The 16,233-nt window shown below is 63.3% G+C and carries 17 protein-coding genes and 3 pseudogenes; 9 read left to right on the plus strand and 11 right to left on the minus strand.

Going from position 1 to position 16,233, the window contains the following annotated elements; all coding sequences use genetic code 11:
* Positions 1-65: 65 nt before the first annotated feature.
* Complete coding sequence (locus SJI00_RS13445; protein WP_322462205.1) at positions 66-1,199, plus strand: HWE histidine kinase domain-containing protein; 1,134 nt, start codon at positions 66-68, stop codon at positions 1,197-1,199.
* Positions 1,200-1,420: 221 nt separating this feature from the next.
* Here SJI00_RS13445 and SJI00_RS13450 read toward each other — a convergent pair whose 3' ends face one another.
* Both SJI00_RS13450 and SJI00_RS13455 read right to left on the minus strand, forming a co-directional pair.
* The gene (locus tag SJI00_RS13450) at positions 1,421-1,672 is read right to left on the minus strand and encodes a hypothetical protein (protein WP_322462206.1); all 252 of its coding nucleotides are present in this window, start codon (positions 1,670-1,672) and stop codon (positions 1,421-1,423) included.
* 69 nt (positions 1,673-1,741) lie between these two features.
* Complete coding sequence (locus SJI00_RS13455; protein ID WP_322462207.1) at positions 1,742-1,948, minus strand: hypothetical protein; 207 nt, start codon at positions 1,946-1,948, stop codon at positions 1,742-1,744.
* Positions 1,949-2,176: 228 nt separating this feature from the next.
* Between SJI00_RS13455 and SJI00_RS13460 the strand changes: the two genes are divergently transcribed.
* Positions 2,177-2,692, plus strand: a complete 516-nt coding sequence (locus SJI00_RS13460) for a GAF domain-containing protein (RefSeq protein WP_322462208.1) — start codon at positions 2,177-2,179, stop codon at positions 2,690-2,692.
* A gap of 87 nt (positions 2,693-2,779) precedes the next feature.
* Here the strand turns inward: SJI00_RS13460 and SJI00_RS13465 are convergent, their stop codons facing one another.
* Entirely contained in the window at positions 2,780-3,016 is a 237-nt protein-coding gene (locus SJI00_RS13465) for a hypothetical protein (RefSeq protein WP_322462209.1), read from the minus strand.
* A 210-nt stretch (positions 3,017-3,226) separates the two neighbouring features.
* On the opposite strand from SJI00_RS13465, the gene SJI00_RS13470 reads away from it, so the two are divergent.
* Complete coding sequence (locus SJI00_RS13470; protein ID WP_322462210.1) at positions 3,227-3,550, plus strand: hypothetical protein; 324 nt, start codon at positions 3,227-3,229, stop codon at positions 3,548-3,550.
* Between the two features lie 207 nt (positions 3,551-3,757).
* Here the strand turns inward: SJI00_RS13470 and SJI00_RS13475 are convergent, their stop codons facing one another.
* From SJI00_RS13475 to SJI00_RS13485, 3 genes are read right to left on the minus strand one after another with little or no spacing between them, the layout of a single operon-like run.
* Positions 3,758-5,338, minus strand: a complete 1,581-nt coding sequence (locus SJI00_RS13475) for an aldehyde dehydrogenase (NADP(+)) (RefSeq protein ID WP_322462211.1) — start codon at positions 5,336-5,338, stop codon at positions 3,758-3,760.
* Positions 5,339-5,365: 27 nt separating this feature from the next.
* The gene (gene araD1, locus SJI00_RS13480) at positions 5,366-6,355 is read right to left on the minus strand and encodes an AraD1 family protein (RefSeq protein WP_322462212.1); all 990 of its coding nucleotides are present in this window, start codon (positions 6,353-6,355) and stop codon (positions 5,366-5,368) included.
* A gap of 29 nt (positions 6,356-6,384) precedes the next feature.
* On the minus strand, positions 6,385-7,692 hold the full coding sequence (locus SJI00_RS13485; protein WP_322462213.1) for an MFS transporter: 1,308 nt from the start codon (positions 7,690-7,692) through the stop codon (positions 6,385-6,387).
* A gap of 186 nt (positions 7,693-7,878) precedes the next feature.
* On the opposite strand from SJI00_RS13485, the gene SJI00_RS13490 reads away from it, so the two are divergent.
* A complete protein-coding gene (locus tag SJI00_RS13490) occupies positions 7,879-9,612 on the plus strand; it encodes an IlvD/Edd family dehydratase (RefSeq protein ID WP_322462214.1) in 1,734 nt (577 codons plus the stop codon).
* 201 nt (positions 9,613-9,813) lie between these two features.
* A complete protein-coding gene (locus SJI00_RS13495; RefSeq protein WP_322462215.1) occupies positions 9,814-10,539 on the plus strand; it encodes a FadR/GntR family transcriptional regulator in 726 nt (241 codons plus the stop codon).
* A 374-nt stretch (positions 10,540-10,913) separates the two neighbouring features.
* Here SJI00_RS13495 and SJI00_RS13500 read toward each other — a convergent pair whose 3' ends face one another.
* Positions 10,914-11,156, minus strand: coding sequence for a hypothetical protein (locus tag SJI00_RS13500; protein ID WP_322462216.1), 243 nt, complete (start codon positions 11,154-11,156; stop codon positions 10,914-10,916).
* Positions 11,157-11,267: 111 nt separating this feature from the next.
* Between SJI00_RS13500 and SJI00_RS13505 the strand changes: the two genes are divergently transcribed.
* Both SJI00_RS13505 and SJI00_RS13510 read left to right on the plus strand, forming a co-directional pair.
* Positions 11,268-11,474, plus strand: coding sequence for a DUF6434 domain-containing protein (locus tag SJI00_RS13505; RefSeq protein WP_322462217.1), 207 nt, complete (start codon positions 11,268-11,270; stop codon positions 11,472-11,474).
* Positions 11,475-11,754: 280 nt separating this feature from the next.
* Positions 11,755-11,946 (plus strand): hypothetical protein, encoded by a 192-nt coding sequence (locus SJI00_RS13510; RefSeq protein WP_322462218.1) that lies wholly within the window; start codon positions 11,755-11,757, stop codon positions 11,944-11,946.
* A 34-nt stretch (positions 11,947-11,980) separates the two neighbouring features.
* Here the strand turns inward: SJI00_RS13510 and SJI00_RS22595 are convergent.
* Together SJI00_RS22595 and SJI00_RS13515 are read right to left on the minus strand one after the other, a co-directional pair.
* Positions 11,981-12,277 (minus strand): annotated as a pseudogene (locus tag SJI00_RS22595) (methyl-accepting chemotaxis protein); the annotation flags it as partial.
* Positions 12,266-13,378 (minus strand): annotated as a pseudogene (locus SJI00_RS13515) (PAS domain-containing protein); the annotation flags it as partial. The pseudogenes SJI00_RS13515 and SJI00_RS22595, both read right to left, overlap by 12 nt.
* 785 nt (positions 13,379-14,163) lie before the next feature.
* On the opposite strand from SJI00_RS13515, the gene SJI00_RS13520 reads away from it, so the two are divergent.
* Positions 14,164-14,673, plus strand: a complete 510-nt coding sequence (locus tag SJI00_RS13520) for a hypothetical protein (RefSeq protein ID WP_322462220.1) — start codon at positions 14,164-14,166, stop codon at positions 14,671-14,673.
* A 37-nt stretch (positions 14,674-14,710) separates the two neighbouring features.
* Here the strand turns inward: SJI00_RS13520 and SJI00_RS13525 are convergent, their stop codons facing one another.
* Together SJI00_RS13525 and SJI00_RS13530 are read right to left on the minus strand one after the other, a co-directional pair.
* Entirely contained in the window at positions 14,711-15,427 is a 717-nt protein-coding gene (locus SJI00_RS13525) for a substrate binding domain-containing protein (RefSeq protein ID WP_322462366.1), read from the minus strand.
* Between the two features lie 36 nt (positions 15,428-15,463).
* Positions 15,464-15,637: pseudogene (locus SJI00_RS13530) on the minus strand (helix-turn-helix domain-containing protein); the annotation flags it as partial.
* 157 nt (positions 15,638-15,794) lie between these two features.
* Here SJI00_RS13530 and SJI00_RS13535 point away from each other — a divergent pair.
* Positions 15,795-16,226: a DMT family transporter gene (locus SJI00_RS13535; protein ID WP_322462221.1), complete on the plus strand. Its 432-nt coding sequence runs from the start codon at positions 15,795-15,797 to the stop codon at positions 16,224-16,226.
* The last annotated feature ends 7 nt before the right edge of the window (positions 16,227-16,233 follow it).

Genomic DNA, 16,233 nt, shown 5'->3' on the forward strand with positions numbered 1-16,233 from the left:
TGGCAAGTGGAACAGTCTTATTTAGGGTGCGATAATCCGCACCTAGATCGTCAGAGACCTCCTCGATGCGTGTATTCCTCAGTCATTTTCGCGATAAAGCGCTGGAAATGATGGCAACGGGGGCGCCTGTGCACGCGCTGCTTGCGCAATTCACGCTCGCGCTGCAGGTTGAGATCCCAGGCGTCGTGGTCGGCATCAACGTCCTGAATTCGCCTGGCACCACCTTTCGCCACGCCATCTTCCCTGCCCTGCCCGCCACGTTCACCGAACGCCTGGTGGGTCATCCAGTTTCCCTGAACCGGGGCTCCTGCGGTCGTGCGGTGACCACCAAGCGCATCATCGATGTGCCGGTCGTGGCGACCGATGAGCGCTTCTGCGATGAATGGAAAACGCTGTTTCGCGAGCATGGCCTGACGTCGCTGATGTCGGTACCGGCCATCGGCAGCGACGGCCAAGTGCAAGGTTCGATTGCCGTCGCCTATCCCCTCGGTGCACCCCCCGATGAGGAGCAGTGCGCCTTCCTGACCGGTGCCGCGGCCCTTTGCGCACTGATCTGCCGCTACAGCCGAACCCAGGACGCCCAGGCACTGCTGATCGGCGAGCTCGAACACCGCATGCGCAACCTGTTCTCGACCCTGTCTGGCGTAGCCGTGCTGACCCTCAGAAGCCACCCCGAGCCCGAGCAGTTCCGGCGCATGCTCGATCAGCGCATGGTCATGATGCAACGGGCCCATGCGCTGGCGCTGGCGCCAGGGGAGATGCAACTGTCGACGCTGCTGGGTGAGGTGCTGTCGCCCTACAGCGACCACTACCGCATTCGACTGACAGGCCCGCCGCTCCTGCTGGCCGGCGAGGCCGCTGCTGCCCTGGCCATGGTGGTGCATGAACTGGGCACCAATGCAGCCAAATATGGCGCATTGTCCACAGTGGGTGGTGAGTTGCACATCAGCTGGCAAACCGATGCCGGGGTGGCCGACAACGCGCCCGCAGCGTTCAGCTTTGAATGGCTGGAGCGCAACGGCCCAGTGGTGGCGGCCCCCTCGCGCAAGGGCTACGGCACGTTGATGGTCAATGGCGCGCTGCGTAACGCTTTCAATGGTGCGGCAGCGTTCAGCTATGAACCTGAAGGCTTCAGTTGCCGGATCAGCGCGCCGCTCAGCGCGCGACTGGGGCGCGCTGAGCCAGGGGAGGCTTGCTGAAGCAGTGGGCAGGACAGGTGCCCGCATCCTCAGCCTTGCTACGCCTCGATGCGCCACGCTCCATGCGCTCATTGCGCTGCCGCAGTCATCGGCGGGCAACGGCCCTGATGGCCGTAGCGGCCCTACAACACGCGCTGCAGGCTTGCCTCTCCCGTACGCTCTGAGCGAACCAACAGCTCAATAGCGCTGGCGCAGGTAGGCGCGCCTGTATCTGGCCTGCGTCAGGCGCGAGGCGGATTCAAGGCGTCAGTCAACGGCAGATCGTTCCCCAACGGCAAACCGTCGCCCGGTTTGCGGTCAGGCTGCTGATCCCATCCGCTCTTGTCAGGATCATTGACGATCGGGTCGTCGCCAGGCACCTCCGGCCTCCCCGGATCGGGCATGCCGGGGCTCAATGGGTCGCGGCTGGGGTCTGGAGTGGCCGGATCGTCTTGGGGGATGAAACCTGCGTCTCTCGGATCAGTACTCATCATTGCGTACCTCATCAATTGCAACGTTTACCGCGATGGCGGCGGGTTGGCCAATCGCCCACCCGCTGCTGATCATTGGTCGCCAGGGTGCTCGGCCGTCACCGAGTCGACGACGGCAACATCGCTCATCGCCTCATCGAGCCCTGGGTCATCATCGTCGGGCAATGGCTGTGCGCTTTGCGGGGCGTTGTCGATGCCTGCGGAGCTCGCGGGCGTGCCAGCCTGTGTCGGGGACGGCTCATCGTCGGCAGGATCGGAGGGCGTGGCTTGATCGTTCATGGGGCGGCACCTCGAAACGCACGGACGGATTGTCCGGGCCTGTAGGTGGGAGCGTGGGCATGCCAGCACAGTGCCGAGCAACGGACCGGCGGTGCGCTGCACCAACGGATTAACACCAAGGTAGTGGACCCCAAACCCGGGTCTTGAGCACATGCGATGGGCCCTTGCGTAGAAGCGAACAATGCCATCACACTGCCTCATCCCCCCGCTTACCGAGGCTCTCAGCGCATGTCGCCTTATTCGTCGCAACACCCCTATCACCTGTCAGGCGCGGAGCGTTCGGCGATTGCCGAGATCGAGGGCACGACCAATATTCTCAAGCTGGTCCTCAAGTACACCGAGATGCCCTTTGCCGCCATTGCCAAGTTCAACGATGACGATTGGATCATCTGCTCGGTGCTCGACCGCGGAGATTTCGGGCTCGAACAAGGCGATGCCTTTCCGCTGGAGCGCACCGTGTGCAGCGAATTCCTGCGCACCCCCGAAGCGCTGCTGGTGCCGTCGCTGAGCCATGACGCACGTTTCGTTTCGCGCCCTATCGTCAATCAGTTGGGTATCGACAGCTACGCCGGCGTACCGATCTTCTTGCCCAATGGCGATCTGTACGGTGCGTTGTGCGCACTAGACACCCGTGAGTCGTATTTCGAAGACCCGGACCTGGCCGAAGTCCTGGCGCTGTTCGCACGCCTGGTGGGCTGCATTCTGTATGCCTGCATCGAAGACCAGAGCCCGCAACCAGCCTGACGGCCTTCGGGCTTGATCCGCACAGCCGCTCAACGACAAAGCCCAGCGTAGCGCTGGGCTTTGTCGTTGAGCGGCCTGCCCACCGAATCAGTCGGTCTTGGCGGTGCCGTTGTCGCGCGGCACTTGCGAGTCCTGATCCGAACCTGGATTGCCCGGTGGTGGGTTCCAATCGGCAGGGCGCTGGCCTCCCTGGTAGCCTTCCTCGCCCTGCTTGGGCTCGGAGGGCGTCTGTTCGAGGCCCGAGCCATGGCCTTCGCCGGTATCAGGCGCAGGCTTGTCAGGGCCTGGATAGGCAGCTTCGGGGCCGTTGTTCTCGTCGGTCATGATGTTTCTCCGCTGGTGGACGCAGCCCATCTGCATCTGAACCATTGGAAAAACCTCGTCGACACGAGTGCCCTTGCATTGACGAACGGCAATGGCCTGCGCCCTTTCACCCGCGAACCCTCGCTGACCTGCTAGTGTTGCGCGGCTGCTTGCAGAACTGCGCCATGCAGAATCACTCAGATGTCATTCGTCAAATAAAGGAAGTACCCGATGAAACGCTATTTCGCCTTGGCAGCCTTTGCCGCTCTGGTTGGCTGCAGCCACGACACGCCGATCCCGAACACGCCGAACTTGGACGGTAAGTGTGACGAAGTGGCGACCTTCGATCTGGACTTTGCACGCTTCGACGAAGCGGCCCAGGACGTCGCCAATGCCAGTGGCTGCTTCGTCAAGACTGAAACGGGGCAGACCGGTGGCATCAAGCCCAACCGGGTCAAAGGTGAAATGACGCGTCGCGAGGCGGTACAAGCGTTGATCCAAGGCACCGGCCTGAAGGTCGTCAATCACCAGCCCGATCAGGTGACCGTTCAGTAACGCGCTGACCGAGCCAGGCTTTTGGGCTCGCGGTGTCGCGATCAAAGCACGTGCAGGCGACCAGCGCCTGAGCCCTCATTCACATCGAATGTGGATGTCTGGCCTGATGCGCCCGCGCCTGCGCCTTCCCTTGCCATGACTCGGCCAAACGGCAAAATCCCCCGGCAAGGCCGGGGGTATAACCTAAACACCTGGCACGCCTGGCTTTCAGCCTGCGCTCAGCGCCTCACGGCTGTGCTGGCCGTCGACAAGGCGCTGCAGACCTAGCGGATTGGCGTTCTTCAAGGCATCCGGCAACAGCGCATCCGGGTAGTCCTGATAGCACACCGGCCGCAGGAAGCGATCGATGGCCAGGGTGCCGACCGAGGTGCCACGGGCATCGGACGTCGCGGGGTACGGCCCGCCATGGACCATGGCCTCGCACACTTCGACCCCTGTGGGGTAGCCGTTGAGCAGCAGGCGACCGGCCTTGCGCTCCAGCACTGGCACCAGCGCTGCGAAGCGGCGGAGATCGTCAGGCTCGGCGATCAGCGTGGCGGTGAGTTGCCCGTGCAGGGCCTGCAGCGCGTGGCGCAACTGCGCCTCATCAGCCACTTCCACGACCACCGTGGTGGGCCCGAAGACTTCTTCCTGCAGCAGCGCATCGCCGTTCAGCAAGAGGCTGACGTCGGCCTGGAACAGCTGCGCCCGTGCGGCATCGCCGGCCTGTTCGGCACCGGCGAGGTGCCGCACGCCGGGGTGCTGATGCAGGCGCTGCAGGGCCTCGGTATAGCTACGCAAGGTGCCAGCATTGAGCATGGTCTGCCCCGGCTGGTCGGCCAATTGCGCGCTCAACGCGGCAACGAACGTGCTGAAGGCATTGCCAGCGATGCCGATCACCAACCCCGGGTTGGTACAGAACTGGCCACAGCCCAACACGACCGAACTCGCCAGCGCTTGGGCGATTTGCTCGCCCCTGGCCTGTAATGCCGAAGGCAGCACGATCACCGGATTGATGCTACTCATTTCAGCGAATACCGGAATGGGCTGCGGGCGCGCAGCAGCCATGTCGAACAGCGCGCGACCGCCTTTGAGCGACCCGGTGAAGCCCACGGCCTGAATCGCCGGATGGCGCACCAGCGCTTCGCCGACACCGCCGCCATAGATCATGTTGAACACACCTGCCGGCATTGCAGTAGCCACGACGGCCCTTTCGATGGCCTCAGCCACCTGTTCGGCCGTCGCCATGTGGCCGCCGTGGGCTTTGACCACCACTGGACAACCGGCGGCCAGCGCGGCAGCGGTATCGCCGCCTGCGGTGGAGAAGGCCAAGGGGAAGTTGCTGGCACCGAACACGGCCACCGGCCCGACACCCATGCGGCACTGGCGCAGGTCAGGGCGCGATTGTGGCTGGCGCTGGGGTTGGACGCGGTCAATGCGCGCGCCGAGGTAGTCGCCGCGGCGCAGCACCTTGGCGAACTGACGCATCTGATTGCTGGTGCGGGCGCGCTCACCTTGAATGCGCCCGGCCGGCAGCGCGGTCTCACGGCACACGATGGCGATGAAGGCCTCGTCCAGCGCATCGAGCTGGTCGGCGATAGCCTCCAGGAACTGCGCCCGGCGCTCCGGCGCCAAGGCATTGTATTCGACGAATGCTGCCTCGGCGGCCTCGGCGGCGGCGGCCACTTCGGCGGCTGTAGCCTGGATGAACGCGCCCGGCAATGCCTCGCCTGTGTGCGCGTCGACACTGTGCAGACGCACACTGCCGGCAGCGCTGCGCTTACCACCGATGAAGTTGCTTGCAGACATGGTGACTCCTGTAACGAATGAAAGGGCTCAGAGGCTTTTTACGACGCCGGGACGGACCTGCTCAGGTGCGACGGCAATGCCGTTGCGCAAAGGCTGACCAAACGCTTCCTGGCTGACCTCGAAGGTATCGCCCGGGCGCGCTTGAATACCGTCGGCGAACGACAGCGTGGCCGTACCGAAATAATGCACATGCACATCGCCTGGACGCAGGAACTGGCTGTACTTGAAGTGGTGGAACTCTAGGTTTTCGAGGCTGTGGCACATGTTCTGCTCGCCCGACAGAAACGGCTTGCTCCACAGCGACTGGCCATCACGCAGGATGCGGCTGGTGCCTTCCAGGTGCGCCGGCAGCTCACCCAGGCGCAGCTCAGGACCGAAGCTGCAGGCACGCAGCTTGGAGTGGGCCAGGTACAGGTAATTCCGCCGCTCCATGACATGGTCGGAGAACTCATTGCCCAGCGCGTAACCCAGGCGATACGGGATGCCATCCGGGCCGATCAGGTACAAACCGACCAACTCCGGCTCCTCACCGGCATCCTCGGCGAACACCGGCAGCGGCAGGTCGGCGCCAGGGCGCACGACGATGGCGCCATCGCCCTTGTAGAACCATTCTGGCTGCGCGCCCTCCTCGCCCGCCGGTGGACGACCGCCGTCCAGGCCCCATTGGAACATGCGCAGGCTGTCGGTGATCGCGCCTTCAGCCTGCTGCTGGTGCATCTTGTCGCGGGTGGCGGCACTGCCCAGATGGGTCAGACCCGTGCCAGTGACCAGGCAATGGGCCGGATCGGGATGGTCCAGCGGTGGCAGTACGCGGCCTTCGCGCAGTAATGCCAGGTAGTCGTGGCGGTCGCCCAGGCGCGCAGCGCGGACTTCGCTGGCCAGGTCTCGGCCGTTGGCAATGGCGTGTAAGGCCAAGTCACGCGTGCTGCTGGCGCCCAGCACTTGCAGGGCGCTCTCGCCTTCCACCATGCCCACGCAGCGCTCGCCGTCGGCCGTTTCGAATTGAATCAATCGCATAGGTATTCTCGCTTGTCGGTTGCCAGGGATTAGCGGGAGGCCGCCGCCGCGCCGGTTGCGGCCAGGCGCTGGCGGCGCTCCAGCCGGTGATACACCAGGCCCGTCAACAGCAACCCGCAGAGCGTCACCAGCGCCAGGAAATACAGCCCCGAGGACAACTGCCCAGTGTGTTCTTTGAGCGCGCCGATGCCGAACGGGCCGAGGTAGCCGCCGAGGTTGCCGATGGAGTTGATCAGCGCGATGCCGGCCGCTGCACTGGCGCCGGAGAAGAACCGGCCCGGCAGCGTCCAGAAGATCGCCGTGCAGGAGAACAGCGCGAACGCCACCAGGCACAGCGCGGCGAGCTGCAGTGCCGGCAGGGCAAACCAGGCACTGAGGAACAGACCCACCGCGCCCAACGCGTACAGCACGCTGAGGTGGCCGTAGCGGTCGTTCAGGCGGTCAGAGCTGCGCGGGATGATCAGTAAGCCGAGGATGCCGAACAGGTACGGCACCGCCGAAACGAAACCGGTGACCAGGTCGCTGCCACCGAACTGGTGGATCAGCGTCGGCAGCCACAGGCCCAGGCCGTAGATGCTCAGGGTCATCGGCAGATAGAGCAGCGCCAGCAACAGCACCCGGACGTCCTTGAGCGCGTGCAGCGGATTGCCATGGCGGGTCTGGCCGAACTCGCGCAGGTCATTGCTCAGTTGCTCCTGCAACCAGCTGCGCTGATCGTCGCTGAGCCAACGCACCTTGGCCGGCCCATCAGGCAGGAAACGCAAGGTCGGCCAGGCCAGCAGCACCGCAGGCGTACCGATGCAGATGAACAACCACTGCCAGCCATGCAGGCCGTAGTTGCCATCGAGGCCCAGCAGCGCCCCGGACAGCGGTCCGGTGATCAGCATCGCCAGCGGCTGGGAGAGGATGAAGAAGCCGAGGATCTTGCCGCGATGGCGCACCGGGTACCACTGGGTGATGTAGTACAGCACGCCAGGGAAGAAGCCGGCCTCGGCGGCCCCCAGCAGAAAGCGCATCACGTAGAAACCGTTCGGCCCGGTGACGAACGCCATCGCGATGGTGATCGCACCCCAGGTCAGCAGAATGCGGGCGAACCAGCGGCGAGCGCCGAAGCGGTCGAGCAGCAGGTTGCTCGGCACCTCGAACAGGAAATAGCCGATGAAGAACAGCCCGGCGCCCAGGCCATAAGCGGCGTCGCCCAGACCGATATCGGCGCCCATGTGCAGCTTGGCGAAGCCCACCGCAGAGCGGTCGACGTAGGCCACCAGGTACAGCAGGACCAGAAAGGGGATGAGCTTCAGAGTGATCAGGCGGACCAGCCGCTGCTCCTGAATCATGGTGATGTCTCCAATTGTTCTTGTAATGGGACTCCGCACCAGGCCGGGGCATTTGGCAGACCACTGACCTGATGGATCGACAATATAGTATTACTATTCAATTCCACAAGTCTTCACACCACCCATATAAATGGGTAGAGTCGCCTAAATAACGACAAATAGTAATACTAATAAGGTGTCTCTCTCATGTCTGATCTCAAGCGCCCACTGCGCTCGGCCCAATGGTTCGGAACCGCGGACAAGAACGGTTTCATGTACCGCAGCTGGATGAAGAACCAGGGCATCCCCGACCACGAGTTCCAGGGCAAGCCGATCATCGGCATCTGCAATACCTGGTCGGAGCTCACCCCCTGCAACGCGCATTTCCGCAAGATTGCCGAGCATGTGAAAAAGGGGGTGCTGGAGGCCGGTGGCTTCCCGGTCGAATTCCCGGTGTTCTCCAGCGGCGAATCGAACCTGCGCCCCACCGCCATGCTCACCCGCAACCTGGCCAGCATGGATGTGGAAGAGGCCATTCGCGGCAACCCGGTGGACGCCGTGGTGCTCCTGACTGGCTGTGACAAGACCACCCCGGCGCTGCTGATGGGCGCTGCCAGTTGCGATGTGCCAGCCATCGTCGTCACCGGTGGGCCCATGCTCAATGGCAAGCACAAGGGCAAGGACATCGGCGCCGGCACCATCGTCTGGCAGATGCACGAGGCTTATAAAGCCGGTCAGATCGACCTCAACGAGTTCCTCTCTGCCGAAGCGGGCATGTCACGCTCGGCCGGCACCTGCAATACCATGGGCACCGCTTCAACCATGGCGTGCATGGCCGAAGCACTGGGCACCTCGCTGCCGCACAACGCCGCGATTCCCGCTGTGGATGCACGCCGTTACGTGCTGGCGCATCTGTCGGGCATGCGCATCGTCGAGATGGTCCGAGAAGATCTGCGGCTGTCGAAAATCCTCACCCGTGAAGCCTTCGAAAACGCGATCAGGGTGAACGCAGCCATTGGCGGCTCGACCAACGCGGTGATTCACCTCAAGGCCATCGCTGGGCGTATGGGCGTTGACTTGCAGTTGGAGGACTGGACCCGCATCGGCCGCGGCACGCCGACCCTGGTCGACCTGCAGCCGTCAGGGCGTTTTCTCATGGAAGAGTTCTATTACGCCGGCGGGTTGCCTGCGGTGATCAAACGCCTTGGCGAAAACGGCCTGCTGCCCAATCCCGACGCCCTGACCGCCAACGGCAAGAGCCTTTGGGGCAACTGTTCGGCGGCGCCGCTGTATGACGACGACGTCATCCGTCCACTCGACCGACCACTGGTCGCTGATGGCGGCATCTGCATCCTGCGCGGCAACCTGGCGCCCAAGGGCGCCGTGCTCAAGCCCTCCGCCGCGACCCCGGCACTGATGCAGCACCGTGGACGCGCCGTGGTGTTCGAAAACTTCGAGGACTACAAGGCGCGCATCAACGATCCGCAACTCGACGTCGACGCCGACTCGGTGCTGGTGATGAAGCACTGCGGGCCGAAGGGTTATCCCGGCATGGCCGAGGTCGGCAACATGGGCCTGCCGGCCAAGCTGTTGGCCCAGGGCGTGAAGGATATGGTGCGTATTTCCGATGCGCGCATGAGCGGCACAGCGTATGGCACCGTGGTGCTGCACGTGGCACCCGAAGCCGCGGCCGGGGGGCCGTTGGCAGCAGTGCGCGAAGGAGACTGGATCGAGCTGGACTGCAAGGGAGGCCGGCTGCACCTGGACATTTCCGACCAGGAACTGGCAGGCCGATTGGCCGATGTGCAGGCCCCCGTGCAGTTGATCCACAGCGGCTACGCCAAGCTGTACCTCGACCACGTGCTACAGGCCGACGAAGGCTGTGACTTCGATTTCCTGGTGGGCTGCCGCGGCGCTGAGGTGCCCAAGCACTCACATTGAGTGCGGCTGGCCGGCCACTGTCGAGCAGCTACCCAACGCATCGACGCGTGTGCGCGGGCGTCGCGCACCGCGCGTTCAACATCAGGCCCGCAGTGGCGTACGCCCTGCCCCGGTCTGCCCTGCGGCTACGTCCATGGGACCGGCGCAGCCTCGGGGGTGCTATGATGCGCAGCCCGCCCGCAGGATCGCCTTCGCCTCTACATGAATTACCGCCAGCCCTCTACTACGCGCAAGAGCATGCACGCCACCTTGGTCCAGGACCTTGGCCTGCAGATCGTCTCCGGGCAGCTCGCGCCCGGGCAAAAGCTGCCGTCCGAAGCGACTCTGTGCGAGACCTACGCGATCAGCCGGCCGGTGTTCCGTGAAGCCATGCGGGCCCTTACGGCCAAAGGCCTGGTGCACGCCCGGCCGAAAGTCGGAACCCTGGTGCGGCCGCGTCACGACTGGCACATGCTCGACCCGGACGTGCTGCACTGGCTGATGCAGACCACCCCGCAGCAAGAGTTCTTCAATACCCTGTCGAGCGTGCGGTGGGTCATCGAACCTGCCGCCGCCGCGCTGGCGGCCACCAATGCCACGGCCGAAGACGTTGCCTCCATCGGCGAGGCGTATCAGCGCATGGAAGCGGCGCAGGATCACGAGCAGCGCCTGCAACCAGACCTGGATTTCCATAGCCGCATTGCCGATGCCACCCATAACGATTTGCTGGCGTATCTGTGCAACATGCTCTCGATGGCGCTGCGTGAGTCGGTGCGTTACTCCAACCAGCGCGCCAATTTCGATGAACTGGCACTGCCACGACACAAGGCGATTCTCACGGCCATCCAGAACGGCGACGCCCTGGGCGCTCGCCACGCCGCACTGGTACAGCTCGAAGACGCGCGGGTCGCCTTGAGCAAGGTGTTGGGGCAGGACCCGACCAGCTAAAGGCCGACCGCGCCCTGCTATCGCCTGCCTCATTCGGCGCCGGGCGGAATCTCATCCTTGTGCTTGTCTTTGAGCCGCGCGCGCTCTTCTTCGGTGGAGTGCGCGGGCACGTCGTCTTGCGGTTGCTGGTTGTCAGAATCTTTCATGGGGCTGGCCTCGTCGGTACAGGATGATGCACGTTCGAGCATCTCAGCCCGCAGGCCGTTCAATCGATTGAGCGGTTCGATGGTGGTCTGGACGCCCCGCGCGGTTCATTGCCGGTGCTGTCGGGATCTCTGGGCATGACGCCTACGCAATGGCGGCGCCTGAAACGCGGCGGTGGCTGCAAAGAGCAGCATGAAGCCAACCAAGGCCGGCTTCATGCGACGGTGTTTTCACTTGTCCATCTTCGGCTTGATGACCTGGGTGTAGAGAAAGTAACCACCTGCCACTTCGATCGCTGCGAAGACGCCCATCACAGGGCCGAACATGAACGATGATGCGATGAACGCCACGGCCACGATACCGGCGAAAATCTGCAGCATCTGCACGGTTTTCGGCGATGCAGCCACTTTGCCGTTGACTGCATAACCCGCCGCCAGGCCAATCAAGACACCAATGATGATACGTGTGAACATTGCAGCTCCTTACTGGGCGTTATGCCGATGTGGTTAGACGTGCATGTCAGGTTCAAGTGCAACGCGCTGCTGTCGCGCGTCGCTACATCTTACACAGCCGAGCACCCGACCATGAAGATCGATTGGCACAGTCACGTGCTTACCCGCGACACGCCGCTGGATGACGACTACCGCAACACACAAAACGTACGGCGCTTTCTGCGCGCCGAGTGCGGCGAGCGCTTCGTCTTCGACCGCGCGTTCATGGCCTGGGTCAAGCACACTCGCCCGCTGACGCTGGGTGCGATAGCCGATGAGTGGTTGCGCCGTCAGCCATGACCGGTAGGCCCCTTCAAAGCCGCCAATGTCCAACGCTCGCACAGGGCGTGCGGTGGGGTGAGCCAACGCGGCCCGTGTAGGCCAAGCGTGAAGGTCGCCCTGAGGTGAGGCCCGGTCGGCAACGCGTCCAATCCATCGAGCCCTTGCGCCAACTCTGTTGTCCCAAGCACTGCAACGGCAGATATCGTGTTCTTGCCAAGCGCCCAGCCAACAGCGCCAGGCCCTGAGGCACCTGCCCTTAAGCCCACCCGTCATCCATTAGCCCACCTGGAGGCCAACCATGGCAGTCACCGTAAAGAAACTCGAGGGCGACGAAATCCCCGCCCACCGCCGCGGGCAAGGCATCACTCAGGTATTTCGGGTGACCGATGAGCAAGGCGTGGAGCACTTCCACGACTCCGACGAGGCCGCCGCGAAGATGGCGGTGGCGCTGAGCGAGCCCGACAGCGACTCACCACCCGCGCGCGGCTGACCGCAGCGCCCTACCCAGCAGGCAATCAGCGAGCGATCATGCTTGCTGCCTGCTCGGTGGCCTCGGTGGTACGCGTGGCCAGCTTGCGCACCTCGTCTGCCACCACGGCAAAGCCACGACCGGCTTCCCCCGCCCGTGCCGCTTCGATGGCCGCATTCAAGGCCAACAGGTTGGTCTGGCTGGCAATGCTCTGAATCGTCGCCACGATGCTCGACAACTGAGCGATGTTGGCTTCAAGCGTCTTCTGGTACTCCACTTGGGACTTACGCATTACCTGCTGCTCGTGCTGCAGGTGAATGTCTGCGAGTGCGCCAACGACGCGCAGCGGCAGGCCATCAGCACTGCGCTTGGTCTGACCACGGGCGCGGAACCAGCGGTACTCGCCGTTTCTGTGCTTGAGGCGGTACTCGATGTCGAAGGGCGTCTTGCCGCTACGGTCGGTCAGGTGCGCGGCGAATGCAGACAGGCTGCGCTCCTTGTCTTGGGGGTGCAGGCGCGAGGCCCAGCTGTCGAGCACATCGGGAAACTCTTCGACGGTCTCGAAGCCCAGCAGCCGGCGAAATTGCGGCGACCACCAGAACGGATTGCGCGGGTTGACCGGGTCACCTGCGATCACCTCCATATCCCACAAGCCGTCGGACAACATCTCGCGGGCCAATTCGAAACGGGTGATGATCACGTCGTGCTCGCGGTCACGCTCAAGCTCGTCGTGGATGTCGCGCAGCGAACCGGCCACGCGTACCGGCGTGCCCTTGCCGTCGCGCAGGGTTTCACCTTGGGCGTAGAACCAGCGGTAGTCGCCGTTCTTCATCGCCAGGCGGTTCTTGACGCGATACGGAGTGCTGCCGGAGCGGTCATTCAGGTGGCGGGCCAGTGCGTCGAGGGTGGCCTGTTTGTCCTGCGGGTGCAGGCGGTCAGCCCAACTGGCCAGCACGTTGGGGAAATCGTGCTCGTTCTGAAAGCCGAGCATCTGGCGCAGTTGCTGCGACCACCAGAACACGTTGTGCGGGTTGATCGGATCGCCCGCCACCACCTCCATGTCCCACAGGCCTTCGCTAGAGGCGCGGTTGACCAGGTCGAAGCGCACTTGATGGCGCTGGGCAGCAGCACTGGCTTGGGCAAGTTCGGCTTCGGTGGAGGTGAGTTGTTGCTGCAACTGCTCGCGCTGTTCGGTCTGGGCTTGCTCGCGCCCCTGCAAGGTCTGCCAAACCTCGGCGACGGCCCTGCCCTGCGTGCAATGCTGAACGTGAGGGGGTTGGCGTGTGCTTACGGCACTGATGAGCGCGTGCAGCGCTTTACGATCGCGGCCAGATGTCAGGAAGGAAAACATGGAAAAACCTCTTTTAGGGAGAAGGCCTGATCCATGGCGCCATCTGTTGTCATCGGCGGCGTGCGATGATTCTGTAGCATCTTGATATATTTTTTTGGACATGGAGAGAATTGGCGTACAACTTTTCAGACACCGGGTGGCGGTAGACGTTCGAGGAAATATGGCATCGAGCCATCATTCACTGTGTCTCTGGAACTCGCCTGAAATCCTTCGATCGCGCGCTTGCAAAGGCCACGAGCCGGCTAAGCGCCTTTGTCAGCGCCAGCCGCAAGGCTTGCGGTAAACCTCAGACCTTTTCGAGCAGGTCTACAGTTGGCCCACGTCTCAGCTCTGCTACGCCAGAGCGCCTTTGTACAAGCAGTACTCCGTGCCCTGAGCCATTGTTCGACGCCGTGTGTCATCGACGGACGATGCGGGTATCTGGACCGGCCGCACCTCTCACGTGCAATGAACGCCTGAAAACGCCCTTAGGCGCCCATCGATGTTGTGCGCCACCAGGTAATCGTTGTGCAGAGCGCCCATTGCGCTCCCCGTGCGGTTGACAGGGTTGCCCGCACCCAGCACCTTTCCACCGAATCCCACCCCCTCGAGCGCTCCAGTCTTGATTCGAGCCCTTTACAGACGTCTGTTCAAACGCCCGTCCACACCCGCCGACGCGGGCCAGGAGCGTGGGGGCGCCACCCCGTTCATCCACCCCGCTCCCCTCATCGATCTTGGGCAGACCAGCCACAGTCACACCTCGTCCAGCCATCACCACTCCCACAGCCACTGCGGCCACGGCAGTGACGCTTCCAGTGGTAGCGACAGCTCAAGCGATGGGGGCTCCAGCAGTTGCGACTGACCCGTCAAGCCACACCCATCAGGGCCGACGCGCCGAGGCACGCCCGGTGATCGCGCGAGACCAGCTCGACCTGAAGTGCCCGCGTTGCGCGGGATACGCCGTGTTCGTCGAGCCCTATGTGTTCTGTAACAACGCGCCCGCCACGGGACCGTCGAAATCCTGGGGCAGCTGGCACGTGATCGAGCGTTACCCGCACTTGCTGCCTTGGCAGGCGCCCAAAGGCGCGTCCAGCCAATACCTCGTCTTCGGCGGCAAGGATGGCCAAGGCTATTCGCCACTGCACCGTGGCGTGGTCGAATGCCGCGCCGGCTGCGGGCGTTTCATCCATGAGCTGAAGTGGCCCGAAGACGCATGGTGGCAGTGGTCGATTCGCGGCAAGGTCCTCTGGGCATGGGACCGTAGGCATGCCCAAGTGATCCTCGACTACGTGCGTGCAACCCATCGCCCAGCACGCTCAACCCGCGGCTGGCTCGGGAGTCTTCCCAGCGAATTTCTCTCGGCCAAGGTGCGCAGCGACGTGGTCAAGGCAATGACCCGCAGCCTGGACGCACCCTGACGCGGACTGCCATCGCACGGCTGCGGCGAGCTCTCCCTCAACCCAAATCATCCCAATACGGCGGCGTGCCAATGGCATTGATCAAATAATCGCTCACGGCGCTGACTTTGCGTGATCGCAGCCGGCTTTCCGGGGACAACAGGTGGATGGCGCCCGGCTGCGCATCGACGGCCGCTGACCATTGCGGCAGAAGCTGCACCATTTCCCCACTGACAAAAGTGTTCTTGTGGTACAGCCAGCTGGGGAACAGGACGATACCGCGACCTGCCCGCGCGGCCGCCACCAACACCTGCGCGTCGTTGCTGCGCAGCGGGCCTGTGACATTGATGATCTGCGGAGTCGATTCCGGCGTTCGGCGAAAAAACCAGCGCTGCGCCCCCGCCCGACCCTTGTAGACCAGGCACTGATGGTCGTTGAGATCGGCGGGGACTTCAGGCCGGCCACGGCGCTCGAGATACTGCGCGCTGGCTGCGACCACGTAGTGCTGGTCGGCGATCTTGCGGCCAATCAGACCCGAAGATTCCATCAAACCCACCCGCAGCGTGATGTCCGCACCCTCCTGAATCGGGTCGATGAACGCATCCGTGAGGGTCAGTTCTACGGTGATGTCGGGATGCACGTCAGCCAATCGATTGACCAGCCCGGCAATGTGCAGGTTACCCAGCGCCAACGGCGCATTGATGCGCACCAGGCCATGAATGGCATCTTGCTGACCTCTGAGTGATTCATCGGCTGCGTCGAGCAGCTCGATCACCTCGCGCATCTGATGGTAGTAGCGTTCTCCAGCTTCGGTCAGCCGCACCCCTCGGGTATTGCGGTACAGCAATTGCTGCCCAAGAGAGGTTTCCAGCGCGGCAATGAATCGGGAGACCGACGAGGCCGGAACTTGGAAGTGCCGAGCAGTGGCGACGAAGCTGCCAGTGGCCGCCACTTTCACAAAGAATCGATGAGCCTTCAGTTGCATGTTCACCTCAAAACCGAGCGCGTTCCGGATAGATCGAGCGGACACTCAAACGCAACGGGCGTTGCTATTAAAGCAATTGATTTTTGCTTTTTCGCAGGATTGTGGCGATTAGCGCATCGAAATACCATGCCGGCCTGATGATGGGAGTGGATTTTCGATGCAACGATTCTGGATATTGCCCCTGGTCATATTGGCCGGCATGGGGCTGTCGATAGAAGCGGGCCTGCTGGGGCCGCTGGGTGAAGCGATTGGTCAAGGTTGGGCGGTGTTCGGCATCTTCAGCCTGGGCTCACTGCTGCTGACCTTTGGCTTGATCTTCGGCCGGCCACGATTGCGCTCGCTGTTTGCCAAACCTCGCTGGATGTTGGCGGGCGGTTTGCTGGGCCCGCTCTACGTCGGAGCCTTGACCCTCGCAACACCCCACATCGGGGTGGGCTTGACGATGGTCGGCATCCTGTTCGGCCAAGTCGCAGCGAGCCTGGTGATCGACCACTTCGGCTGGCTGGGGGCGCAACAGCGCCGAGTCGATGGTTACCGCGTTGGCGCACTGGTCGCCATCCTCGGCGCCCTCTGGCTGATCAATACCTGACGCAAGG

The sequence above is a fragment of the Pseudomonas gebzensis genome (genome assembly GCF_034427815.1).
Taxonomy (GTDB): domain Bacteria; phylum Pseudomonadota; class Gammaproteobacteria; order Pseudomonadales; family Pseudomonadaceae; genus Aquipseudomonas.